The sequence below is a fragment of the Streptomyces sp. NPDC019937 genome, assembly GCF_040631655.1.
Lineage (GTDB): Bacteria > Actinomycetota > Actinomycetes > Streptomycetales > Streptomycetaceae > Streptomyces.
Map to the genome: position 1 here is coordinate 15,498 of NZ_JBEYAL010000006.1, position 19,477 is coordinate 34,974.

The 19,477-nt window shown below is 72.1% G+C and carries 18 protein-coding genes; 16 read left to right on the plus strand and 2 right to left on the minus strand.

Annotation, left to right across the window (positions count from 1 at the left end):
• Window positions 1-45 precede the first annotated feature (45 nt).
• Window positions 46-612 (plus strand): elongation factor P, encoded by a 567-nt coding sequence (gene efp / locus ABZ562_RS06905; RefSeq protein ID WP_179937780.1) that lies wholly within the window; start codon window positions 46-48, stop codon window positions 610-612.
• 2 nt (window positions 613-614) lie between these two features.
• Window positions 615-1,076 (plus strand): transcription antitermination factor NusB, encoded by a 462-nt coding sequence (gene nusB, locus ABZ562_RS06910; protein ID WP_361475014.1) that lies wholly within the window; start codon window positions 615-617, stop codon window positions 1,074-1,076.
• Window positions 1,077-1,190: 114 nt separating this feature from the next.
• On the opposite strand, the gene bldD is transcribed toward nusB, so the two are convergent.
• The gene (gene bldD / locus ABZ562_RS06915) at window positions 1,191-1,691 is read right to left on the minus strand and encodes a transcriptional regulator BldD (RefSeq protein WP_014056259.1); all 501 of its coding nucleotides are present in this window, start codon (window positions 1,689-1,691) and stop codon (window positions 1,191-1,193) included.
• A gap of 222 nt (window positions 1,692-1,913) precedes the next feature.
• Here bldD and pyrR point away from each other — a divergent pair, with 222 nt between their 5' ends.
• From pyrR to ABZ562_RS06985, 14 genes are all read left to right on the plus strand, one after another.
• Entirely contained in the window at window positions 1,914-2,498 is a 585-nt protein-coding gene (pyrR, locus tag ABZ562_RS06920; protein WP_361475015.1) for a bifunctional pyr operon transcriptional regulator/uracil phosphoribosyltransferase PyrR, read from the plus strand.
• 146 nt (window positions 2,499-2,644) lie between these two features.
• Window positions 2,645-3,625, plus strand: a complete 981-nt coding sequence (locus ABZ562_RS06925; RefSeq protein ID WP_361475017.1) for an aspartate carbamoyltransferase catalytic subunit — start codon at window positions 2,645-2,647, stop codon at window positions 3,623-3,625.
• Between the two features lie 2 nt (window positions 3,626-3,627).
• On the plus strand, window positions 3,628-4,923 hold the full coding sequence (locus ABZ562_RS06930; protein WP_361475019.1) for a dihydroorotase: 1,296 nt from the start codon (window positions 3,628-3,630) through the stop codon (window positions 4,921-4,923).
• Window positions 4,920-5,507, plus strand: coding sequence for a hypothetical protein (locus ABZ562_RS06935; protein WP_361475021.1), 588 nt, complete (start codon window positions 4,920-4,922; stop codon window positions 5,505-5,507). Before ABZ562_RS06930 ends, ABZ562_RS06935 begins: the two co-directional genes overlap by 4 nt.
• On the plus strand, window positions 5,504-6,643 hold the full coding sequence (carA, locus tag ABZ562_RS06940) for a glutamine-hydrolyzing carbamoyl-phosphate synthase small subunit (protein WP_361475023.1): 1,140 nt from the start codon (window positions 5,504-5,506) through the stop codon (window positions 6,641-6,643). Before ABZ562_RS06935 ends, carA begins: the two co-directional genes overlap by 4 nt.
• Window positions 6,636-9,947 (plus strand): carbamoyl-phosphate synthase large subunit, encoded by a 3,312-nt coding sequence (gene carB, locus ABZ562_RS06945; RefSeq protein WP_361475025.1) that lies wholly within the window; start codon window positions 6,636-6,638, stop codon window positions 9,945-9,947. The genes carA and carB overlap by 8 nt, the downstream gene beginning before the upstream one ends.
• An 80-nt stretch (window positions 9,948-10,027) precedes the next feature.
• Entirely contained in the window at window positions 10,028-11,128 is a 1,101-nt protein-coding gene (locus ABZ562_RS06950) for a quinone-dependent dihydroorotate dehydrogenase (protein WP_361475027.1), read from the plus strand.
• A gap of 103 nt (window positions 11,129-11,231) precedes the next feature.
• On the plus strand, window positions 11,232-12,089 hold the full coding sequence (gene pyrF, locus ABZ562_RS06955; RefSeq protein ID WP_361475029.1) for an orotidine-5'-phosphate decarboxylase: 858 nt from the start codon (window positions 11,232-11,234) through the stop codon (window positions 12,087-12,089).
• Window positions 12,090-12,293: 204 nt separating this feature from the next.
• Window positions 12,294-12,617 (plus strand): integration host factor, encoded by a 324-nt coding sequence (locus tag ABZ562_RS06960; RefSeq protein WP_009713618.1) that lies wholly within the window; start codon window positions 12,294-12,296, stop codon window positions 12,615-12,617.
• Between the two features lie 39 nt (window positions 12,618-12,656).
• Window positions 12,657-13,223, plus strand: coding sequence for a guanylate kinase (gene gmk, locus ABZ562_RS06965; protein ID WP_055557532.1), 567 nt, complete (start codon window positions 12,657-12,659; stop codon window positions 13,221-13,223).
• A 46-nt stretch (window positions 13,224-13,269) separates the two neighbouring features.
• The gene (rpoZ, locus tag ABZ562_RS06970; RefSeq protein WP_009713616.1) at window positions 13,270-13,542 is read left to right on the plus strand and encodes a DNA-directed RNA polymerase subunit omega; all 273 of its coding nucleotides are present in this window, start codon (window positions 13,270-13,272) and stop codon (window positions 13,540-13,542) included.
• Between the two features lie 101 nt (window positions 13,543-13,643).
• Complete coding sequence (gene coaBC / locus ABZ562_RS06975; protein ID WP_361475031.1) at window positions 13,644-14,861, plus strand: bifunctional phosphopantothenoylcysteine decarboxylase/phosphopantothenate--cysteine ligase CoaBC; 1,218 nt, start codon at window positions 13,644-13,646, stop codon at window positions 14,859-14,861.
• A 320-nt stretch (window positions 14,862-15,181) separates the two neighbouring features.
• Window positions 15,182-16,390, plus strand: coding sequence for a methionine adenosyltransferase (gene metK, locus ABZ562_RS06980; RefSeq protein WP_361475033.1), 1,209 nt, complete (start codon window positions 15,182-15,184; stop codon window positions 16,388-16,390).
• A gap of 93 nt (window positions 16,391-16,483) precedes the next feature.
• Window positions 16,484-18,634 carry a primosomal protein N' gene (locus ABZ562_RS06985; protein WP_361475035.1) on the plus strand — a complete coding sequence of 717 codons (2,151 nt, stop codon included), beginning with the start codon at window positions 16,484-16,486 and terminating at the stop codon, window positions 18,632-18,634.
• A 172-nt stretch (window positions 18,635-18,806) separates the two neighbouring features.
• On the opposite strand, the gene ABZ562_RS06990 is transcribed toward ABZ562_RS06985, so the two are convergent.
• The gene (locus ABZ562_RS06990) at window positions 18,807-19,328 is read right to left on the minus strand and encodes a hypothetical protein (RefSeq protein WP_361475037.1); all 522 of its coding nucleotides are present in this window, start codon (window positions 19,326-19,328) and stop codon (window positions 18,807-18,809) included.
• Window positions 19,329-19,477 lie beyond the last annotated feature (149 nt).

Genomic DNA, 19,477 nt, shown 5'->3' on the forward strand with positions numbered 1-19,477 from the left:
GGCCTTTTGGTCTCCACCAGCTGCAGTCCAGGAGATCCCGCAACCGTGGCATCCACGAACGACCTCAAGAACGGCATGGTGCTCAAGCTCGAAGGCGGCCAGCTCTGGTCCGTCGTCGAGTTCCAGCACGTCAAGCCCGGCAAGGGCCCTGCTTTCGTGCGCACCAAGCTCAAGAACGTGCTGTCCGGCAAGGTGGTCGACAAGACCTTCAACGCCGGCGTGAAGGTCGAGACGGCCAATGTCGACAAGCGCGGCATGCAGTTCTCGTACAAGGACGGCGAGAGCTTCGTGTTCATGGACATGGACACGTTCGACCAGATCTATGTCACCCCCGAGGTCGTCGGCGACAACGCCCGGTATCTGCTCGAGGGTTTCGAGGCGGTCGTGGCGATGTACGAGGGCAACCCTCTGTATGTCGAGCTGCCCGCCGCCGTCGAGCTGGTGATCGAGTACACCGAGCCCGGCGTCCAGGGTGACCGCTCGACCGGTGGCTCCAAGCCCGCCAAGCTCGAGACCGGCTACGAGATCGGCGTCCCGCTCTTCATCACCACCGGTGAGAAGATCAAGGTCGACACCCGTTCCGGTGAGTACCTCGGTCGGGTGAACAACTAACCGTGGCTGCCCGCAACAAGGCCCGTAAGCGTGCCTTTCAGATCCTTTTCGAGGCCGATCAGCGTGGCAGCTCCGTGCAGACCGTCCTCGCGGACTGGATACGGCACGCCCGGACCGACGATCGGCAGCCGCCGGTCAGCGAATACACGATGCAGCTCGTCGAGGGGTACGCGGAGCACACCGCCCGGATCGACGAGCTGCTCGCCACCTACGCGGTGGGCTGGACGCTGGACCGGATGCCGGTCGTCGACCGGAACATCCTGCGGCTCGGCGCCTATGAGCTGGTGTGGGAGGACGCGACTCCGGACGCGGTGGTGATCGACGAGGCGGTGCAGCTCGCCAAGGAGTTCTCCACCGACGACTCGCCGTCCTTCGTCAACGGTCTGCTGGGCCGGCTCAAGGAGCTGAAGCCGGGACTGCGCCGCGACTCGGAGACCCAGGCCTCGGGAGAGGCCCAGGGGTAAGGCAGCAGGACGTCACAAAGCCGCCGGGGGTGGTGGAGGCCATACGGCACTTCCACCGCCCCCGGCGGCACGTTTCTGCTGGTGGAGAGGGTGCGAGAGCGCTAAGGGCGCGCGTCACACATCCTCGTGCTGGACCGCGCGGCGCGCGTCGGCGCCCAGCACTCCCCAGCTGATCAGCTGTTCGGTCAGCACGGACGGCGACTGGTCGTAGATCACGGCGAGGGTGCGCAGATCGTCCTGGCGGATCGAGAGCACCTTGCCGTTGTAGTCGCCGCGCTGGCTCTGGATTGTAGCGGCGTACCGCTGGAGCGGGCCCGCCTTCTCGACCGGCACATGGGCCAGCCGCTCCAGGTCCAGCACCAGCTTCGGCGGCGGCTCGGCCGCCCCGGCCGGGCTGGTGCCCGGCAGCAGCTCCTGCACCGGGACGCCGTAGAAGTCGGCCAGTTCGGCGAGACGCTGGACGGTCACGGCGCGGTCCCCGCGCTCGTACGATCCCACCACCACGGCCTTCCACCGGCCCTGGGACTTCTCCTCGACGCCGTGAAGGGAGAGGCCCTGCTGGGTGCGGATGGCGCGGAGCTTGGCCCCGAGCTGTTTGGCGTATTCGCTGGACATAAAGCTCCCCGGACACTGAATCGACGTGCGGCTCCGCCGCGCGGCTGGTAACTCACTGTGAAGGTTACGTAGCGTAATCTCCATTCGTCAAGCCGAATGGAGCGGAGGGGCTCTCGCCAGGGGTGTTGACGAACGCCCCATGCGCCCCTGCTACTGTGAATGGCGCAAATCCGACGTCCTTTAAGGTCCGTCCCGTGAGGCGGAGAAGGAGGTCCGTATCCCATGGACGCTCGTACCTCGGACGCCGCGCGCTCCGTGCTGGAAGCACCGGACATCGCGCGCGTCCTGACCCGCATCGCCCACGAGATCGTCGAGCGCGCCAAGGGCGCCGACGACGTGGTGCTGCTCGGCATCCCCACCCGCGGTGTCTTCCTCGCCCGGCGGCTGGCCGCCCGGCTGGAGGAGATCACCGGCAGGTCGCCCGGTGAGCTGCCGGTCGGCTCGCTCGACATCACGATGTACCGCGACGACCTGCGCCTGCGGCCCGCCCGCGCGCTGGCCCGCACCGACATCCCCGGCGACGGCGTCGACGGCCGTCTGGTCGTCCTCGTCGACGACGTGCTCTTCTCCGGCCGCACCATCCGCGCCGCGCTCGACGCCCTCGGTGACATCGGCCGGCCGCGCGCCGTCCAGCTCGCGGTCCTCGTCGACCGCGGCCACCGGGAACTGCCGATCCGGGCCGACTACGTCGGCAAGAACCTCCCCACGTCGCTGCGGGAGACGGTCAAGGTCCAGCTCACCGAGGAGGACGGGCGCGACAGCGTGCTCCTCGGCCTGCGCGGGACCACCTCCGCGGACGGACAGTAGCGCCCCGGAACCGACGGCGACGACTCCCGGCGATCCCGGGTACCCGGCCCGTCGGACGACCGGTGCGAGGGCCCCACGGCCCGGCACCGGACCAGGCGCCAGCCCGCCCGCACGCCCGCACACCTCCTCACCCACGGAGCACCCGGATGAAGCGTCACCTCATCTCGGCCGCCGACCTCTCGCGCGACGACGCCGTCCTGATCCTCGACACCGCCGAGGAGCTGGCCCGGCTCGCCGACCGGCCGATCAAGAAGCTGCCGACCCTGCGCGGCCGCACCGTCGTGAACCTCTTCTTCGAGGACTCGACCCGCACCCGCATCTCCTTCGAGGCGGCCGCCAAGCGGCTGTCCGCCGACGTCATCAACTTCTCCGCCAAGGGCTCCTCGGTCTCCAAGGGCGAGTCCCTGAAGGACACCGCGCTCACCCTGGAGGCGATGGGCGCCGACGCCGTCGTCATCCGGCACCACTCCTCCGGCGCCCCGCACCGGCTCGCCACCTCCGGCTGGATCAAGGGCTCCGTCGTCAACGCGGGCGACGGCACCCATGAGCACCCCACCCAGGCGCTGCTCGACGCGTTCACCATGCGCCGCCGGCTGGCCTCCGGGGCCGCGGGCGTGGGCCAGGACCTGGCCGGCCGCCGGATCACCATCGTCGGCGACGTGCTGCACAGCCGGGTCGCCCGCTCCAACGTCCACCTGCTGTCCACCCTCGGCGCCGACGTCACCCTGGTCGCCCCGCCCACCCTCGTCCCCTTCGGCATCGAGAGCTGGCCCTGTGACGTCTCGTACGACCTGGACGCGGTGGTGGGCAAGTCCGACGCCGTGATGATGCTGCGGGTCCAGCGCGAGCGCATGAACGCCGCCTTCTTCCCCACCGAGCGCGAGTACGCGCGCCGCTACGGCCTGGACGCCGACCGCATGGCCCGGATGCCCGAGCACGCCATCGTGATGCACCCCGGCCCCATGAACCGCGGCATGGAGATCACCGCCGAGGTCGCCGACTCCGACCGCTGCACCGCCGTCGAGCAGGTCGCCAACGGCGTCTCGATCCGCATGGCAGTCCTGTACCTGCTGCTCGGCGGCAACGAGCCCGCCGCTCCCCCCGCCCGCACCGAGGAGAACCAGTAACCATGAGCGACACGAACAAGACGCTGCTGCGCGGCGCGCAGGTGCTCGGCGGCGAGCCGCGGGACGTGCTGATCGAGGGCGAGCGCGTCGCCGCCGTCGGCACCGGCCTCGACGCGGACGGCGCCACCGTGATCGACGCCGCCGGGCAGATCCTGCTGCCGGGCCTGGTCGACCTCCACACCCATCTGCGCGAGCCCGGCCGCGAGGACTCCGAGACCGTCCTCACCGGCACCAAGGCCGCCGCGGTCGGCGGCTTCACCGCCGTCCACGCCATGGCCAACACCTTCCCCGTCGCCGACACCGCGGGCGTCGTGGAGCAGGTGTGGCGGCTCGGCAGGGAGTCCGGCTACTGCGACGTGCAGCCCGTCGGCGCCGTCACCGTCGGCCTGGAGGGCAAGAAGCTCGCCGAGCTGGGCGCCATGCACGAGTCCGCCGCCGGGGTCCGGGTCTTCTCCGACGACGGCAAGTGCGTCGACGACGCCGTGATCATGCGCCGCGCCCTGGAGTACGTGAAGGCGTTCGACGGCGTCATCGCCCAGCACGCCCAGGAGCCGCGGCTCACCGAGGGCGCCCAGATGAACGAGGGCATCGTCTCCGCCGAACTGGGCCTGGGCGGCTGGCCGGCCGTCGCCGAGGAGTCGATCATCGCCCGCGACGTGCTGCTCGCCGCGCACGTCGGCTCCCGCGTGCACATCTGCCATCTGTCCACCGCGGGCTCGGTCGAGATCGTCCGCTGGGCCAAGTCCAAGGGCTGGAACGTCACCGCCGAGGTCACCCCGCACCACCTGCTGCTCACCGACGAGCTGGTCCGCTCCTACAACCCCGTCTACAAGGTGAACCCGCCGCTGCGCACCGAGGCCGACGTCATGGCGCTGCGCGAGGCGCTGGCCGACGGCACCATCGACTGCGTCGCCACCGACCACGCCCCGCACCCGCACGAGGACAAGGACTGCGAGTGGGGCGCCGCGGCCATGGGCATGGTCGGCCTGGAGACCGCGCTGTCCGTCGTCCAGCACACCATGGTCGACACCGGGCTGCTGGACTGGGCGGGCGTCGCCGACCGGATGTCCACCCGCCCCTCCGCCATCGGCCGGCTCACCGGCCAGGGCCGCCCCATCGCCGCCGGGGAGCCCGCCAACCTCACCCTGCTGGACTCCGCATACCGTGGTGAGGTGAACCCCGCGGGCTTCGCCTCCCGCAGCCGCAACACCCCCTACGAGGGCCGGGAACTGCCGGGCCGGGTGACGCACACCTTCCTGCGGGGCCGGGCGACGGTCGTGGACGGGAAACTGGCGTGATATCTCTGACCCATCTGGCAGCTGAGCAGCGGTCCCAGGACGTCACCGACTGGGCCGCCCGCATCGGCTGGGTCGTCGGCCTGCTGCTCGTCATCGCGCTGGTCTACTGGCTGATGCGCGAGGGCTGGAAGTGGCGCGGCACCCTCCAGGGCGATCTGCCCGAGCTGCCCGAGGCTCCGGCCGAACCGGGCCCCGCGAAGCTGGCGCTCACCGGCCGCTACCACGGCTCCACCACCGCCGGACAGTGGCTCGACCGCATCGTGGCCCACGGCCTTGGCACCCGCAGCCGCGTCGAGCTGACCCTCACCGAGGAGGGCGTGAGCGTCGTACGGCCCGGCGCCCAGGACTTCTTCATCCCGGCGGCGAGCCTCCGCGGCGCCCGGCTCGACAAGGGCATCGCGGGCAAGGTCCTCGCCGAGGGCGGGCTGCTGATCATCACCTGGAGCCACGGCGACCGGCGGATCGACTCCGGTTTCCGCTCCGACCACGCCGCCGAGCACGCGGCCTGGGTCGAAGCCCTCGACGCCCCCGGCGTCACCGAAGACGTCAAGCACACCGAGCACAACCAGGAAGGCGCACGATGACGACCTCCACCAGGGGGGCCCAGGCCCCCGCCGTTCTCGTCCTGGAGGACGGCCGCACCTTCCGTGGCCGCGCCTACGGGGCCGTGGGGGAGACCTTCGGCGAGGCCGTGTTCTCCACCGGGATGACCGGCTACCAGGAGACCCTGACCGACCCGTCCTACCACCGCCAGGTCGTCGTCATGACCGCCCCGCACATCGGCAACACGGGCGTCAACGACGAGGACCCCGAGTCCGGCCGCATCTGGGTCTCCGGCTACGTGGTGCGCGACCCGGCCCGTACGCCGTCCAACTGGCGCTCCCGCCGCTCGCTGGACGAGGAGCTGACCGCCCAGGGCGTCGTCGGCATCAGCGGCGTCGACACCCGCGCCCTCACCCGCCACCTGCGCGAGCGCGGCGCCATGCGCGTCGGCATCTTCTCCGGAGAGGCGATCGCGGATGACGCCGCGCTGCTCGCCCGGGTGCAGGCCGCCCCGCAGATGAAGGGCGCCGACCTGAGCGGCGAGGTGGCGACGCGGGAGACGTACGTCGTCCCCGCGATCGGCACCAAGCGGTTCACCGTCGCCGCCGTCGACCTCGGCATCAAGGGCATGACCCCGCACCGGATGGCCGAGCGCGGCATCGAGGTGCACGTCCTGCCCGCCACCGCCACCGTGGACGACCTCTACGCGGTCGACCCCGACGGCGTGTTCTTCTCCAACGGACCGGGCGACCCGGCCACCGCCGAGCACCCCGTCTCCCTCATGCGCGCCGTCCTGGAGCGGTCCACCCCGCTGTTCGGCATCTGCTTCGGCAACCAGATCCTGGGCCGCGCGCTCGGCTTCGGCACCTTCAAGCTGAAGTACGGCCACCGCGGCATCAACCAGCCGGTGCAGGACCGCACCACCGGAAAGGTGGAGGTCACCGCGCACAACCACGGCTTCGCCGTGGACGCCCCGCTCGACGCGCCCAGCGACACCCCCTACGGGCGGGCCGAGGTCTCCCACGTCTGCCTCAACGACAACGTGGTCGAGGGGCTGCGCCTGCTCGACCGCCCAGCGTTCAGCGTCCAGTACCACCCCGAAGCCGCCGCGGGCCCGCACGACGCCGGGTACCTGTTCGACCGCTTCGTCACCCTGATGGAGGGCCAGCGTGCCTAAGCGCACCGACATCCAGTCCGTCCTGGTCATCGGCTCCGGCCCGATCGTCATCGGCCAGGCCGCCGAGTTCGACTACTCCGGCACCCAGGCCTGCCGGGTGCTGAAGGCCGAGGGCCTGCGGGTCATCCTGGTCAACTCCAACCCGGCCACGATCATGACCGACCCGGAGATCGCCGACGCCACGTACGTCGAGCCGATCACCCCGGAGTACGTCGAGAAGATCATCGCCAAGGAGCGCCCCGACGCGCTGCTGCCCACCCTCGGCGGCCAGACCGCCCTGAACACCGCCATCTCCCTGCACGAGGCGGGCACCCTCGACGAGTACGGCGTCGAGCTGATCGGCGCCAACGTCGAGGCGATCCACAAGGGCGAGGACCGCGACCAGTTCAAGGAGGTCGTCGAGGCCGTCAACGCCAAGATCGGCCACGGCGAGTCCGCCCGCTCGTACATCTGCCACTCCATGGACGACGTCCTCGCGGGCGTCGAGCACCTCGGCGGCTACCCCGTCGTCGTCCGCCCGTCCTTCACCATGGGCGGCGCCGGCTCCGGCTTCGCCCACGACGAGGAGGAGCTGCGCCGCATCGCGGGCACGGGCCTGACGCTCTCCCCGACCACCGAGGTGCTGCTGGAGGAGTCGATCCTGGGCTGGAAGGAGTACGAGCTGGAGCTGATGCGCGACAAGCACGACAACGTCGTGGTCGTCTGCTCCATCGAGAACTTCGACCCCATGGGCGTCCACACCGGCGACTCGATCACCGTCGCCCCGGCGATGACGCTGACCGACCGCGAGTACCAGGTGCTGCGGGACATCGGTATCGCCGTCATCCGCGAGGTCGGCGTCGACACCGGCGGCTGCAACATCCAGTTCGCGGTCAACCCCGAGGACGGCCGGGTCATCGTCATCGAGATGAACCCGCGCGTCTCCCGCTCCTCCGCGCTGGCCTCCAAGGCCACCGGCTTCCCGATCGCGAAGATCGCCGCCCGGCTGGCCGTCGGCTACACGCTGGACGAGATCCCCAACGACATCACCGAGAAGACCCCGGCGTCCTTCGAGCCCACGCTCGACTACGTCGTGGTCAAGGTGCCGCGGTTCGCGTTCGAGAAGTTCCCCGCCGCCGACGCCCGCCTCACCACCACCATGAAGTCGGTGGGCGAGGCCATGGCCATCGGCCGCAACTTCACCGAGGCGCTGCAGAAGGCGCTGCGCTCGATGGAGAAGAAGGGCAGCCAGTTCGACTTCACCGGCGACCCCGGAGAGAAGTCCGCGCTGCTGGAGCGGGCCGACGTCCCCACCGACGGCCGGATCAACACCGTCATGGCCGCCATCCGCGCCGGGGCCACCCCGCAGGAGGTCTTCGACGCCACGAAGATCGACCCCTGGTTCGTGGACCAGCTGTTCCTGATCAAGGAGATCGCGGACGAGCTGGCGGCCGCCGACAAGCTCGGCCCCGAGCTGCTCGCCGAGGCCAAGCGGCACGGCTTCTCCGACGCCCAGATCGCCGGGATCCGCTCGCTGCGCGAGGACGTGGTCCGCGAGGTGCGGCACGCGCTCGGCATCCGGCCCGTCTACAAGACGGTCGACACCTGCGCCGCCGAGTTCGCCGCCAGGACCCCGTACTTCTACTCCTCCTACGACGAGGAGAGCGAGGTCGCGCCGCGCGAGACCCCGGCCGTGATCATCCTCGGCTCCGGGCCCAACCGCATCGGCCAGGGCATCGAGTTCGACTACTCGTGCGTCCACGCCTCCTTCGCGCTGCACGACGCGGGCTACGAGACCGTCATGGTCAACTGCAACCCGGAGACCGTCTCCACCGACTACGACACCTCCGACCGGCTCTACTTCGAGCCGCTCACCCTGGAGGACGTCCTGGAGATCGTCCACGCCGAACAGCAGGCGGGCCCGGTCGCGGGCGTCGTCGTCCAGCTCGGCGGCCAGACCCCGCTCGGCCTCGCCCAGGCCCTCAAGGACAACGGCGTGCCCATCGTCGGCACCTCGCCCGAGGCGATCAACCTCGCCGAGGAGCGCGGCGCCTTCGGCCGGGTGCTGACCGAGGCCGGACTGCCCGCCCCCAAGTACGGCACCGCCTTCTCCTTCGAGCAGGCCAAGGGCATCGCCGCCGAGATCGGCTACCCGGTCATGGTCCGCCCCTCGTACGTCCTGGGCGGCCGCGGCATGGAGATCGTCTACGACGAGCCCTCGCTCGCCGAGTACCTGGAGCGCCACGCCGGCCTCATCTCCGAGCACCCGGTGCTGATCGACCGCTTCCTCGACGACGCGATCGAGATCGACGTCGACGCGCTCTACGACGGCCAGGAGCTGTACCTCGGCGGCGTCATGGAGCACATCGAGGAGGCCGGGATCCACTCCGGCGACTCGGCCTGCGCGCTGCCCCCGATCACCCTCGGCGGCTTCGACATCAAGCGGCTGCGCGCCTCCACCGAGGCCATCGCGCGCGGCGTCGGCGTCCGCGGACTGATCAACATCCAGTTCGCGATGGCCGGGGACATCCTGTACGTCCTGGAGGCGAACCCGCGCGCCTCGCGTACGGTCCCCTTCACCTCCAAGGCCACCGCCGTACCGCTGGCCAAGGCCGCCGCCCGGATCTCGCTGGGCGCGACCATCGCCGAGCTGCGCGCCGAGGGCCTGCTGCCCGCGACCGGCGACGGCGGGACCCTGCCGCTGGACGCGCCGATCTCCGTCAAGGAGGCCGTGATGCCCTGGTCGCGGTTCCGCGACGCCTCGGGGCGCGGGGTGGACACCATCCTCGGCCCGGAGATGCGCTCGACCGGTGAGGTCATGGGCATCGACTCGGTCTTCGGCGCGGCGTACGCCAAGTCGCAGGCCGGGGCGTACGGCGCGCTGCCCACCAAGGGGCGCGCCTTCGTCTCCGTCGCCAACCGCGACAAGCGCTCGATGATCTTCCCGGCCCGGGAGCTGGTCGGCCTCGGCTTCGAGCTGCTGGCCACCTCGGGCACGGCGGAGGTACTCAAGCGCAACGGCATCAACGCCACCGTCGTCCGCAAGCACAGCGAGGGGGAGGGGCCGGACGGTACGAAGACCATCGTCCAGCTCATCCACGACGGCCAGGTCGACCTGATCGTCAACACCCCGTACGGCACCGGCGGCCGGCTCGACGGCTACGACATCCGTACGGCGGCCGTCGCCCGTGGCGTCCCGTGCCTGACCACCGTCCAGGCCCTCGCCGCCGCCGTCCAGGGCATCGAGTCCCTGGGCCGGGGCACGGTCGGCGTCCGGTCGCTCCAGGAACACGCGGAACATCTGACCGCCGCCCGCGAGGAGTGAGGCGAGGGAGGGGGACACCGGCCGGTGTCCCCCTCTTCGCGAGCCCCCTTTCCCCGCTCCCCGCGCGCAGAAAGCCCCTCATGTACTCGCTGCTCTTCAACCTGATCTTCCGGCGCATGGACCCGGAGAAGGCCCACCACCTGGCCTTCGGCTGGATCCGGCTGGCCGCCCGCGTCCCCGTCCTGCGCACCTTCCTCGCGGCCGTCCTCGCCCCCCGCCACACGGCGCTGCGCACCGAGGCGCTGGGCCTGCGGATGCACGGGCCGTTCGGGCTCGCCGCCGGGTTCGACAAGAACGCCGCCGGGATCGACGGCATGGCCATGCTCGGCTTCGACCATGTCGAGATCGGCACCGTCACCGGCGAGCCGCAGCCCGGCAACCCCAGGAAGCGGCTCTTCCGGCTGGTCGGCGACCGTGCGCTGATCAACCGCATGGGCTTCAACAACGACGGCTCGGCCGCCGTCGCCGGCCGTCTCGCGGCCCGCCGCGCCGCCTTCCGTACGACGGTCGGCGTCAACATCGGCAAGACCAAGGTCGTCCCGGAGGCGGAAGCGGTCGCCGACTATGTGACCTCGACCGAGCGACTGGCCGCCCACGCGGATTACCTCGTCGTCAACGTCTCCTCGCCCAACACCCCCGGACTGCGGAACCTCCAGGCCGTCGACCAGCTGCGGCCGCTGCTGACCGCGGTCCGCGAGGCCGCCGACCGCACGGTCACCGGGCGGCGGGTGCCGCTGCTGGTGAAGATCGCGCCGGATCTGGCCGACGCGGACGTGGACGCGGTCGCCGACCTCGCCGTCGAGCTGGGCCTGGACGGCATCATCGCCACGAACACGACGATCGCGCGGGAGGGGCTGGGCCTCACCTCCCCGGCGCGGCTCACCGCCGAGACCGGCGGCCTGTCCGGCGCCCCCCTCAAGGCGCGCTCGCTGGAGGTCCTGCGCCGCCTGTACGCCCGGGTGGGGGACCGGCTCACGCTCGTGGGCGTAGGCGGGATCGAGACGGCCGACGACGCGTGGGAGCGGATCCTCGCGGGGGCGACGCTGGTGCAGGGCTACAGCGCGTTCATCTACCGCGGGCCGTTCTGGGCCCGCGAGATCCATCGCGGGCTGGCCGCCCGGCTCGCCGCGTCCCCGTACGAGACCCTGGCCGACGCGGTCGGTGCCGACGCCGCCGCGTAGTGGGTGGGGGCTCCGCCCCCACACCCCCGCCGGGGCGCCGCCCCGGACCCCGCTCCTCAACCGCCGGAGGGGCTGGGAGTGCCCCTTCTTCGAGGAGAGAACCATGACCCCGCCCACCCCCTTCGGTACGCGCCTGCGACGGGCCATGGACGAGCGCGGGCCGCTGTGCGTCGGCATCGACCCGCACGCCTCCCTGCTCGCCGACTGGGGCCTCGGCGACGATGTCGCGGGGCTCGAGCGGTTCACGCGGACCGTCGTGGACGCGCTCGCCGGGCGCGTCGCCGTCCTCAAGCCGCAGTCGGCCTTCTTCGAGCGCTTCGGCTCGCGCGGCATCGCCGTGCTGGAGCGGGCCGTGGCGGACGCCCGGGACGCTGGGGCGCTGGTCCTGATGGACGCCAAGCGCGGCGACATCGGGTCCACGATGGCCGCGTACGCCGCCGCCTACCTCGACCCCGGCAGCCCGCTGTTCTCGGACGCGGTCACCGTCAGCCCCTACCTCGGCTTCGGCTCGCTGCGCCCCGCGCTGGACACCGCGCGGGCGAGCGGCGCGGGGGTCTTCGTGCTGGCGCTGACGTCCAACCCGGAGGGCGCCGAGGTGCAGCACGCGGCGGGGCCCGACGGGACGGCCGTCGCTGCCTCGGTGCTGGCCCACCTGAAGGCCGAGAACGCCGATGAGGCCGAGCGGGGCGCGCTCGGCTCGTACGGCGCGGTCGTCGGGGCGACCCTCGGCGGCACGGCGGACCGGATCGGTGCGGAGCTGGCGATCGACGGGCCGCTGCTGGCTCCCGGCATCGGCGCCCAGGGCGCGACCCCGGCGGACCTTCCCGAGGTCTTCGGCGCGGCGGTCCGGAACGTCGTCCCGAGCGTCAGCCGGGGGGTCCTCAAGCACGGTCCGGACGCCGCCGCGCTGGTCGAGGCGGCGGCCCGAATGGCTGATGACGTGCGTGCCGTGGCCGAATAACCGAGCTATTTTGTCCCTAAATGTCCCAGTCGAGAGAGTCTGACCAGGACTTTTCGTCTGTTCTCGCTGACTGGAGCGGGATCGGCCGCTAGTCTCCGACGAGAGCGAACGCGCTGTTGCGTTGCGCGTTGCTCCGCAGGTGAGGGCCGACTAGGTTCCTCACCGGTCCATATCCGACAGTTCGACATCCGAGGTGACGTAGGCGTGGCTCTTCCGCCCCTTACCCCTGAACAGCGCGCAGCCGCGCTCGAAAAGGCCGCCGCGGCTCGCCGGGAGCGCGCCGAGGTCAAGAATCGGCTCAAGCACTCCGGCGCGTCTCTGCACGAGGTCATCAAGCAGGGCCAGGAGAACGATGTCATCGGCAAGATGAAGGTCTCCGCCCTCCTGGAGTCCCTGCCGGGCGTCGGCAAGGTCCGCGCCAAGCAGATCATGGAGCGGCTCGGCATCTCCGAAAGCCGTCGTGTGCGCGGGCTCGGCTCCAACCAGATCGCATCCCTCGAGCGTGAGTTCGGCGGCGCGGCCGGCTGACGTTTCCCGGCACGCTCGGGAACCTGGATAATCTGCTGCATGGCAGCACATCCAGTACGCCCGCGGCTGACCGTGCTCTCCGGCCCCTCCGGGGTCGGTAAGAGCACGGTCGTCGCGCATATGCGCAAGGCACACCCCCAGGTCTGGCTCTCGGTCTCCGCCACGACCCGCAGGCCCCGCCCCGGTGAGCGGCACGGTGTTCAGTACTTCTTCGTGGACGACGGTGAGTTCGACAAGCTGATCGCCAACGGTGAGCTGCTGGAGTGGGCCGAGTTCGCCGGCAACCGCTACGGCACCCCCCGTGAGGCGGTCATCGACCGGCTCGACGCGGGCGAGCCGGTGCTGCTGGAGATCGACCTGCAGGGCGCGCGGCAGATCCGTGAGTCCATGCCGGAGGCCCAGCTGGTCTTCCTCGCGCCGCCCAGCTGGGAGGAGCTGGTCCGCCGGCTCACCGGCCGGGGGACCGAGGCGCCCGAGGTCATCGAGCGGCGGCTGGAAGCGGCCCGCGTCGAGCTGGCCGCCGAATCCGAGTTCGATACGACCCTGGTCAACACCTCCGTCGAGGACGTGGCGAGTGAGCTGCTAGCCTTGATGCGAGTGGCTTGATCTTCAATTCATTCTTGCCATGAGGCGTAATAAGGAAGGCTAGAGAGTGTCCTCTCCCATGACCGCGCCCGAGGGCATCATCAACCCTCCGATTGATGAGCTGCTCGAGGCGACCGACTCGAAGTACAGCCTCGTGATCTACGCGGCCAAGCGTGCCCGTCAGATCAACGCGTACTACTCGCAGCTCGGCGAGGGGCTGCTCGAGTACGTCGGCCCCCTGGTGGACACCCACGTCCACGAGAAGCCGCTGTCGATCGCGCTCCGCGAGATCAACGCGGGTCTGCTGACCTCCGAGGCCATCGAGGGCCCGGCTCAGTAGGTCCGGCACATCGCTCATCACCGGCCCGGCGGCCTCGCTGCCGGGCTTGTGGTGTGTCATGGGTACGTATCGGTTCGTAAACGGCGGGGAAGAGGCGAGCGATGGCCATGGCGGACAGGCCCCGGGTCGTGCTGGGGGTCAGCGGCGGGATCGCCGCCTACAAGGCGTGCGAGCTGTTGCGGCGGCTGACGGAGTCCGGGCATGACGTGCGCGTCGTGCCGACCGCCTCGGCACTGCACTTCGTCGGCGAGGCCACCTGGTCGGCGCTCTCCGGGAATCCGGCGGGCACCGAGGTGTGGGAGTCCGTCCACGAGGTGCCGCACGTGCGCATCGGCCAGTCCGCGGACCTGGTCGTGGTCGCCCCCGCCACCGCCGATCTGCTCGCCAAGGCCGCCCACGGCCTCGCGGACGATCTGCTCACCAATACGCTGCTGACCGCCCGATGTCCGGTCGTCTTCGCCCCCGCCATGCACACCGAGATGTGGGAGCACCCCGCGACCCAGGAGAACGTGGCGACCCTGCGCCGCCGCGGCGCGGTGGTCATCGAGCCCGCCGTCGGGCGGCTGACCGGGGCGGACACCGGCAAGGGGCGGCTGCCGGACCCGCAGGAGATCTTCGAGGTCTGCCGCCGGGTGCTGGCCCGCGGCCCCGAGGCGATCCGCGCCGACCTGGCCGGACGCCATGTGGTGATCAGCGCCGGAGGCACCCGCGAGCCGCTGGACCCGGTGCGCTACCTGGGCAACCGCTCCACCGGCAAGCAGGGGTACGCCCTGGCCCGCGCCGCCGTGGCCCGGGGCGCCCGGGTGACTCTTGTCTCGGCCAACAGCGAGCTGCCCGCCCCGGCCGGTGCCGATGTGGTGCGGGTGGGGACCGCGGTCCAGCTGCGGGAGGCGGTCCTGAAGGCCGCCGCGGACGCCGACGCGGTGGTGATGGCCGCCGCGGTCGCCGACTTCCGGCCCGCCCACTACGCCCCGGGAAAGATCAAGAAGCGGGACGGGCAGGAGCCCGAACCGGTCGCTCTGGTGCGCAACCCGGACGTTCTCGCGGAAATCTCCGCCGAGCGCGCCCGCCCCGGCCAGGTCGTCGTCGGGTTCGCCGCCGAGACCGACGACGTCCTGGTCAACGGCCGGGCGAAGCTCGCCCGCAAGGGCTGCGATCTGCTCGTGGTGAACGAGGTGGGGGAGCACAAGACCTTCGGTTCGGAGGAGAACGAGGCGGTGGTGCTCGGCGCGGACGGCACCGAGACGCCCGTCCCGTACGGCCCGAAGGACGCCCTGGCCGAGACTGTGTGGGACCTGGTCGCGGCCCGTTTCGGCTGAGCCCGCGACCGTCTTCGCGCGATCTTCACAAGACCTTCGCGTGACCTTGGGCCGTACGTGGGTAGGCATTGCCGCCACCGTGGGTTGATCCGGGGCAGGGAGCGTCCGTTCGGGCCATGACAGTTTTCTGTCATGGGGGCCTTGCTGTATTTCGGCTCGAGGCGAGGTATGTTCCAGGTCATGGCCTGCCCGTCTTGTGAGACGGGAATGCTCGACCGGCAGAAGCGCCGGATAAACTGGCCCAGGTACCGCATCGGGCGCAGCCCCCGGGCGGTCCCGCCCATGATCAGCCAGCAGCCGCTGCAACCCCAGGGAGCGATGTGTCCCGCCGCCTGTTCACCTCGGAATCCGTGACCGAGGGTCACCCCGACAAGATCGCTGACCAGATCAGCGACTCCATCCTCGACGCCCTCCTCAAGGAGGACCCGACCTCCCGGGTCGCCGTCGAGACCCTGATCACCACTGGCCTGGTCCACGTGGCCGGTGAGGTGACCACCAAGGCGTACGCCGATATCGCGACGCTCGTCCGCAACAAGGTCCTCGACATCGGCTACGACTCGTCGAAGAAGGGCTTCGACGGCGCCTCCTGTGGCGTCTCGGTGTCCATCGGCTCGCAGTCCCCCGACATCGCCCAGGGCGTCGACTCCGCCTACGAGCTGCGGGTCGAGGGCGACGAGGACGAGCTGGACAAGCAGGGCGCGGGCGACCAGGGCCTGATGTTCGGCTACGCGTGCGACGAGACGCCCGAGCTGATGCCGCTGCCGATCAACCTGGCGCACCGGCTCTCCCGCCGGCTGTCCGAGGTCCGGAAGAACGGGACCATCCCGTACCTGCGCCCGGACGGCAAGACCCAGGTCACCATCGAGTACGACGGCCACAAGGCGGTCCGCCTGGACACCGTCGTCGTCTCCTCGCAGCACGCCTCCGACATCGACCTGGACTCGCTGCTGGCTCCGGACATCCGGGAGTTCGTGGTCGAGCACGTGCTGAACCAGCTGGTCGAGGACGGCATCAAGCTGGACACCGAGGGCTACCGGCTGCTGGTCAACCCGACCGGCCGCTTCGAGATCGGCGGCCCGATGGGTGACGCCGGCCTCACCGGCCGCAAGATCATCATCGACACCTACGGCGGCATGTCCCGCCACGGTGGCGGCGCCTTCTCCGGCAAGGACCCGTCCAAGGTCGACCGCTCCGCCGCGTACGCGATGCGCTGGGTCGCCAAGAACGTCGTCGCCGCGGGCCTCGCCCAGCGATGCGAGGTCCAGGTCGCCTACGCCATCGGCAAGGCCGAGCCGGTCGGTCTCTTCGTCGAGACCTTCGGCACCGCCACGATCGACGCCGAGAAGATCGAGAAGGCCATCTCCGAGGTCTTCGACCTGCGTCCGGCCGCGATCATCCGCGACCTGGACCTGCTCCGCCCGATCTACGCCCAGACGGCGGCCTACGGTCACTTCGGCCGTGAGGAGTCCGACTTCACCTGGGAGCGCACCGACCGCGTCGACGCCCTCCGCGCGGCGGCCGGTCTGTAAGGACCTGGTCACCACGGCTTGAACCGAAGGCCCGGATGCCCCTCGTGGCGTCCGGGCCTTCGTGTGTCCGAGCCCTCTGCTAAGACTTGATCTGTGAGCAGGGACGACGAGCGGCGCGAGGCCCCGGAGGGGGAGCCGCAGGGGGGTGAGCAGCTCGCGCTCATCCGGGACAGCGTGCGCAAGGCCAAGGTGCCGCGGGCCAAGCCGCGGACCTGGCGGGGGGCCGCGCTGGCCAAGGAGCGGCCGGTGGCCAAGGTGCTGGTGGACAAGGGCCCGGTGCACCTCGACAAGCTGTGGGACTACGCGGTCCCGGCCGAGATGGACGCCGAGGCCCGGCCCGGGGTGCGGGTGCGGGTGCGGTTCGGGGCCGGGACCGGCAAGGTGCGCGAGGGGCGGCGCGAGGGTGGCGGGCTGCTGGACGGGTACATCGTCGAGCGGGTCGCCGAATCCGACTACCGCGGTCCGCTGGCGGCCATCGCCCAGGTCGTCTCGCCCGAGCCGGTGCTCGGGCCGGGGCTGCTCGCGCTGTGCCGGGCCGTCGCCGACCGGTACGCGGGATCGCTCGCCGACGTCCTGCAGCTGGCCCTGCCCAAGCGCAACGTCCGCGCCGAGTCCGAGGCGTCCCCGCCGCCGCTGCCCCCGCCCGGGCCGCCCGCGCCCGGCGCTTGGGCCCGCTACCCGGCCGGGCCCGGGTTCCTGGACGCGCTCGCGGGCGGCGGCACGCCCCGGGCCGTATGGACCGCCCTGCCCGGTCCGCACTGGCCGGACGAGTGGGCCGCCGCGGTCGCCGCCACCCTCGCCTCCGGCCGTGGTGCGCTCGTCGTCGTCCCCGACGGGCGCACCGCCGCCCGGGTCGACGCGGCGCTCACCCGGGCGCTCGGCGGTCCGGGGCGGCATGTGCTGCTCACCGCGGACCTCGGCCCCGAGGAGCGCTACCGGCGGTGGCTGGCCGTCAGCCGTGGCTCGGTGCGGGCCGTGGTCGGCACCCGGGCGGCCATGTTCGCGCCGGTCCGCGACCTCGGCCTGGTGGGCATCTGGGACGACGGCGACCAGAGCCACAGCGACGACCACGCCCCGCAGCCGCACGCCCGCGACGTCCTGCTGCTGCGCGCCGTGCACGAGAGGACGGGCTTCCTGCTGGGCGACCTCGGCCGCACCGTGGAAGCCGCCCAGCTGGTGGAGAACGGCTGGGCCCGGCCCCTGGAGGCCGACCGCGAGCAGGTCCGGGCGGCGGCTCCGCTGATCCGTACCGTGGACGAGGGCGAGGTGGCCCGGGACGCCGAGGCCCGCGCCGCCCGGCTGCCCACGCTCGCCTGGCAGACCGTGCGGGAGGCGCTGACCCGCGGCCCGGTGCTGGTGCAGGTGCCGCGCCGGGGCTACGTACCCCGGCTGGCCTGTGAGCGCTGCCGGGAGCCCGCCCGCTGCCGGCACTGCGCGGGCCCCCTGGAGGCGCGCGACGCGGACCGGCTGGCCTGCGGCTGGTGCGGGCGGGCCGAGACCGCCTGGAACTGCGCCGAGTGCGGGGGCGTGCGGCTGCGGGCGAGCGTGGTCGGCGCCCGGCGCACCGCGGAGGAGCTGGGCCGCGCGTTCCCCGCCGTCCCGGTCCGCACCTCGGGCCGGGACCACGTCCTGGACACCGTGCCGGACCGCCCGTCGCTCGTCGTCAGCACCCCGGGCGCCGAACCGGTCGCCGAGGGCGGCTACGCGGCGGCCCTGCTGCTCGACGGCTGGGCCCTGCTCGGCCGCCCCGACCTGCGCGCGGGCGAGGACGCGCTGCGCCGCTGGCTGGAAGCGGCCGCGCTGGTGCGGGGGCACGAGGACGGCGGCCTGGTCGTGGTGACCGCGGAACCGACGCAGCGGCCCGTCCAGGCGCTGGTGCGCTGGGACCCGGCCGGTTACGCGGCGCGCGAACTCGCCGAGCGGTCCCAGCTGGGCTTCCCGCCGGTCTCCCGGATGGCGGCGGTGGCCGGGCCGGGGGAGGCGGTGGCCGAGCTGATCGCCTCGGCGTCGCTGCCGGAGGGGACCGAGACCCTGGGCCCCGTCCCGCTGCCCCCCACCCCGCCGGGCCGCCCGCGGCGCCCCGGCGACCCGCCGCCCGGCGAGCAGTGGGAGCGCGCCCTGCTGCGGGTGCCCCCGGGCCAGGGCCGCGCCCTGGCCGCGGCCGTCAAGGAGGCCAAGGCCCTGCGGCTGGCCCGCGGCGACAAGGACCCGACGGTCCGCGTCGACCCCCTGGACATCGGCTGACGGGCGAGTGAGCCGAAGGGGCGCGCCGGTGCCGAAAGGGAGAGCGCGCGCAGGCCGCGAGGGCTCGTACCCATATGCGGCTCCGCCGCGCGAGGGGCCGAGCACGGTCGACCGTCGACACCGGCTGAGGCGCCCCGGAGGCGAGCCGAGCCCCCCAAAAAAGGGGCTTCTCTCAGCCGTTGCGGGGGCCGGGGAAGGCGCTGGGGCGGGGGTCCTCACGCAGCGGCGGGGCGGCCTGCGGGGGGACGGAGCGGGCGGCCGGTACGGACGGGACCGGCGGCACCGCGGCGGGCTCGGGGCTGTGCGCCGCCGGGGGTTCGCCGCCCTCCGGGGTGCTCGCCGCGGCGGCGCGGCGGGAGCCGTAGCGGCGGTGCACCGCCTGCTTGGTGACGCCGAGCGCGGAGCCCACCGCGTCCCACGAGAAGCCGAGCGAGCGGTCGAAGTCGACCGCCGCGGTGACCAGGGTCTCGACGCTGTCCCGCAGCTCCTGGGCGAGCCGCACGGTGGGCGCCGGGGCGCGGCCGTAGACGACGAAGCCCGCGGACGGTCCGGTGCGCCGCGGCCGGTAGACGTTGCCGAGCTGGGCGGTGAGGGTGCGCAGCGCGTCCACCTGCCGGCGGACCCGCTCGATGTCCCGGACCAGGAGGTGCAGGCTGGCCCGTGCCTGGGCGTCGTGAGTTGCGTGGTCGGCCATGAACAAGCCTCTCGAACCGGCGGTGAAGGGGGTGGGCGGGGACGGGGCCCGGGCCGCGGTGGCGGCCCGGCGAGGTCAATCTCTCTTGACCAACGCGGCACCCCGCCCGTCGGTCACGGTCCGGGGCGTGCGGGAGTCGGCCCGTACGC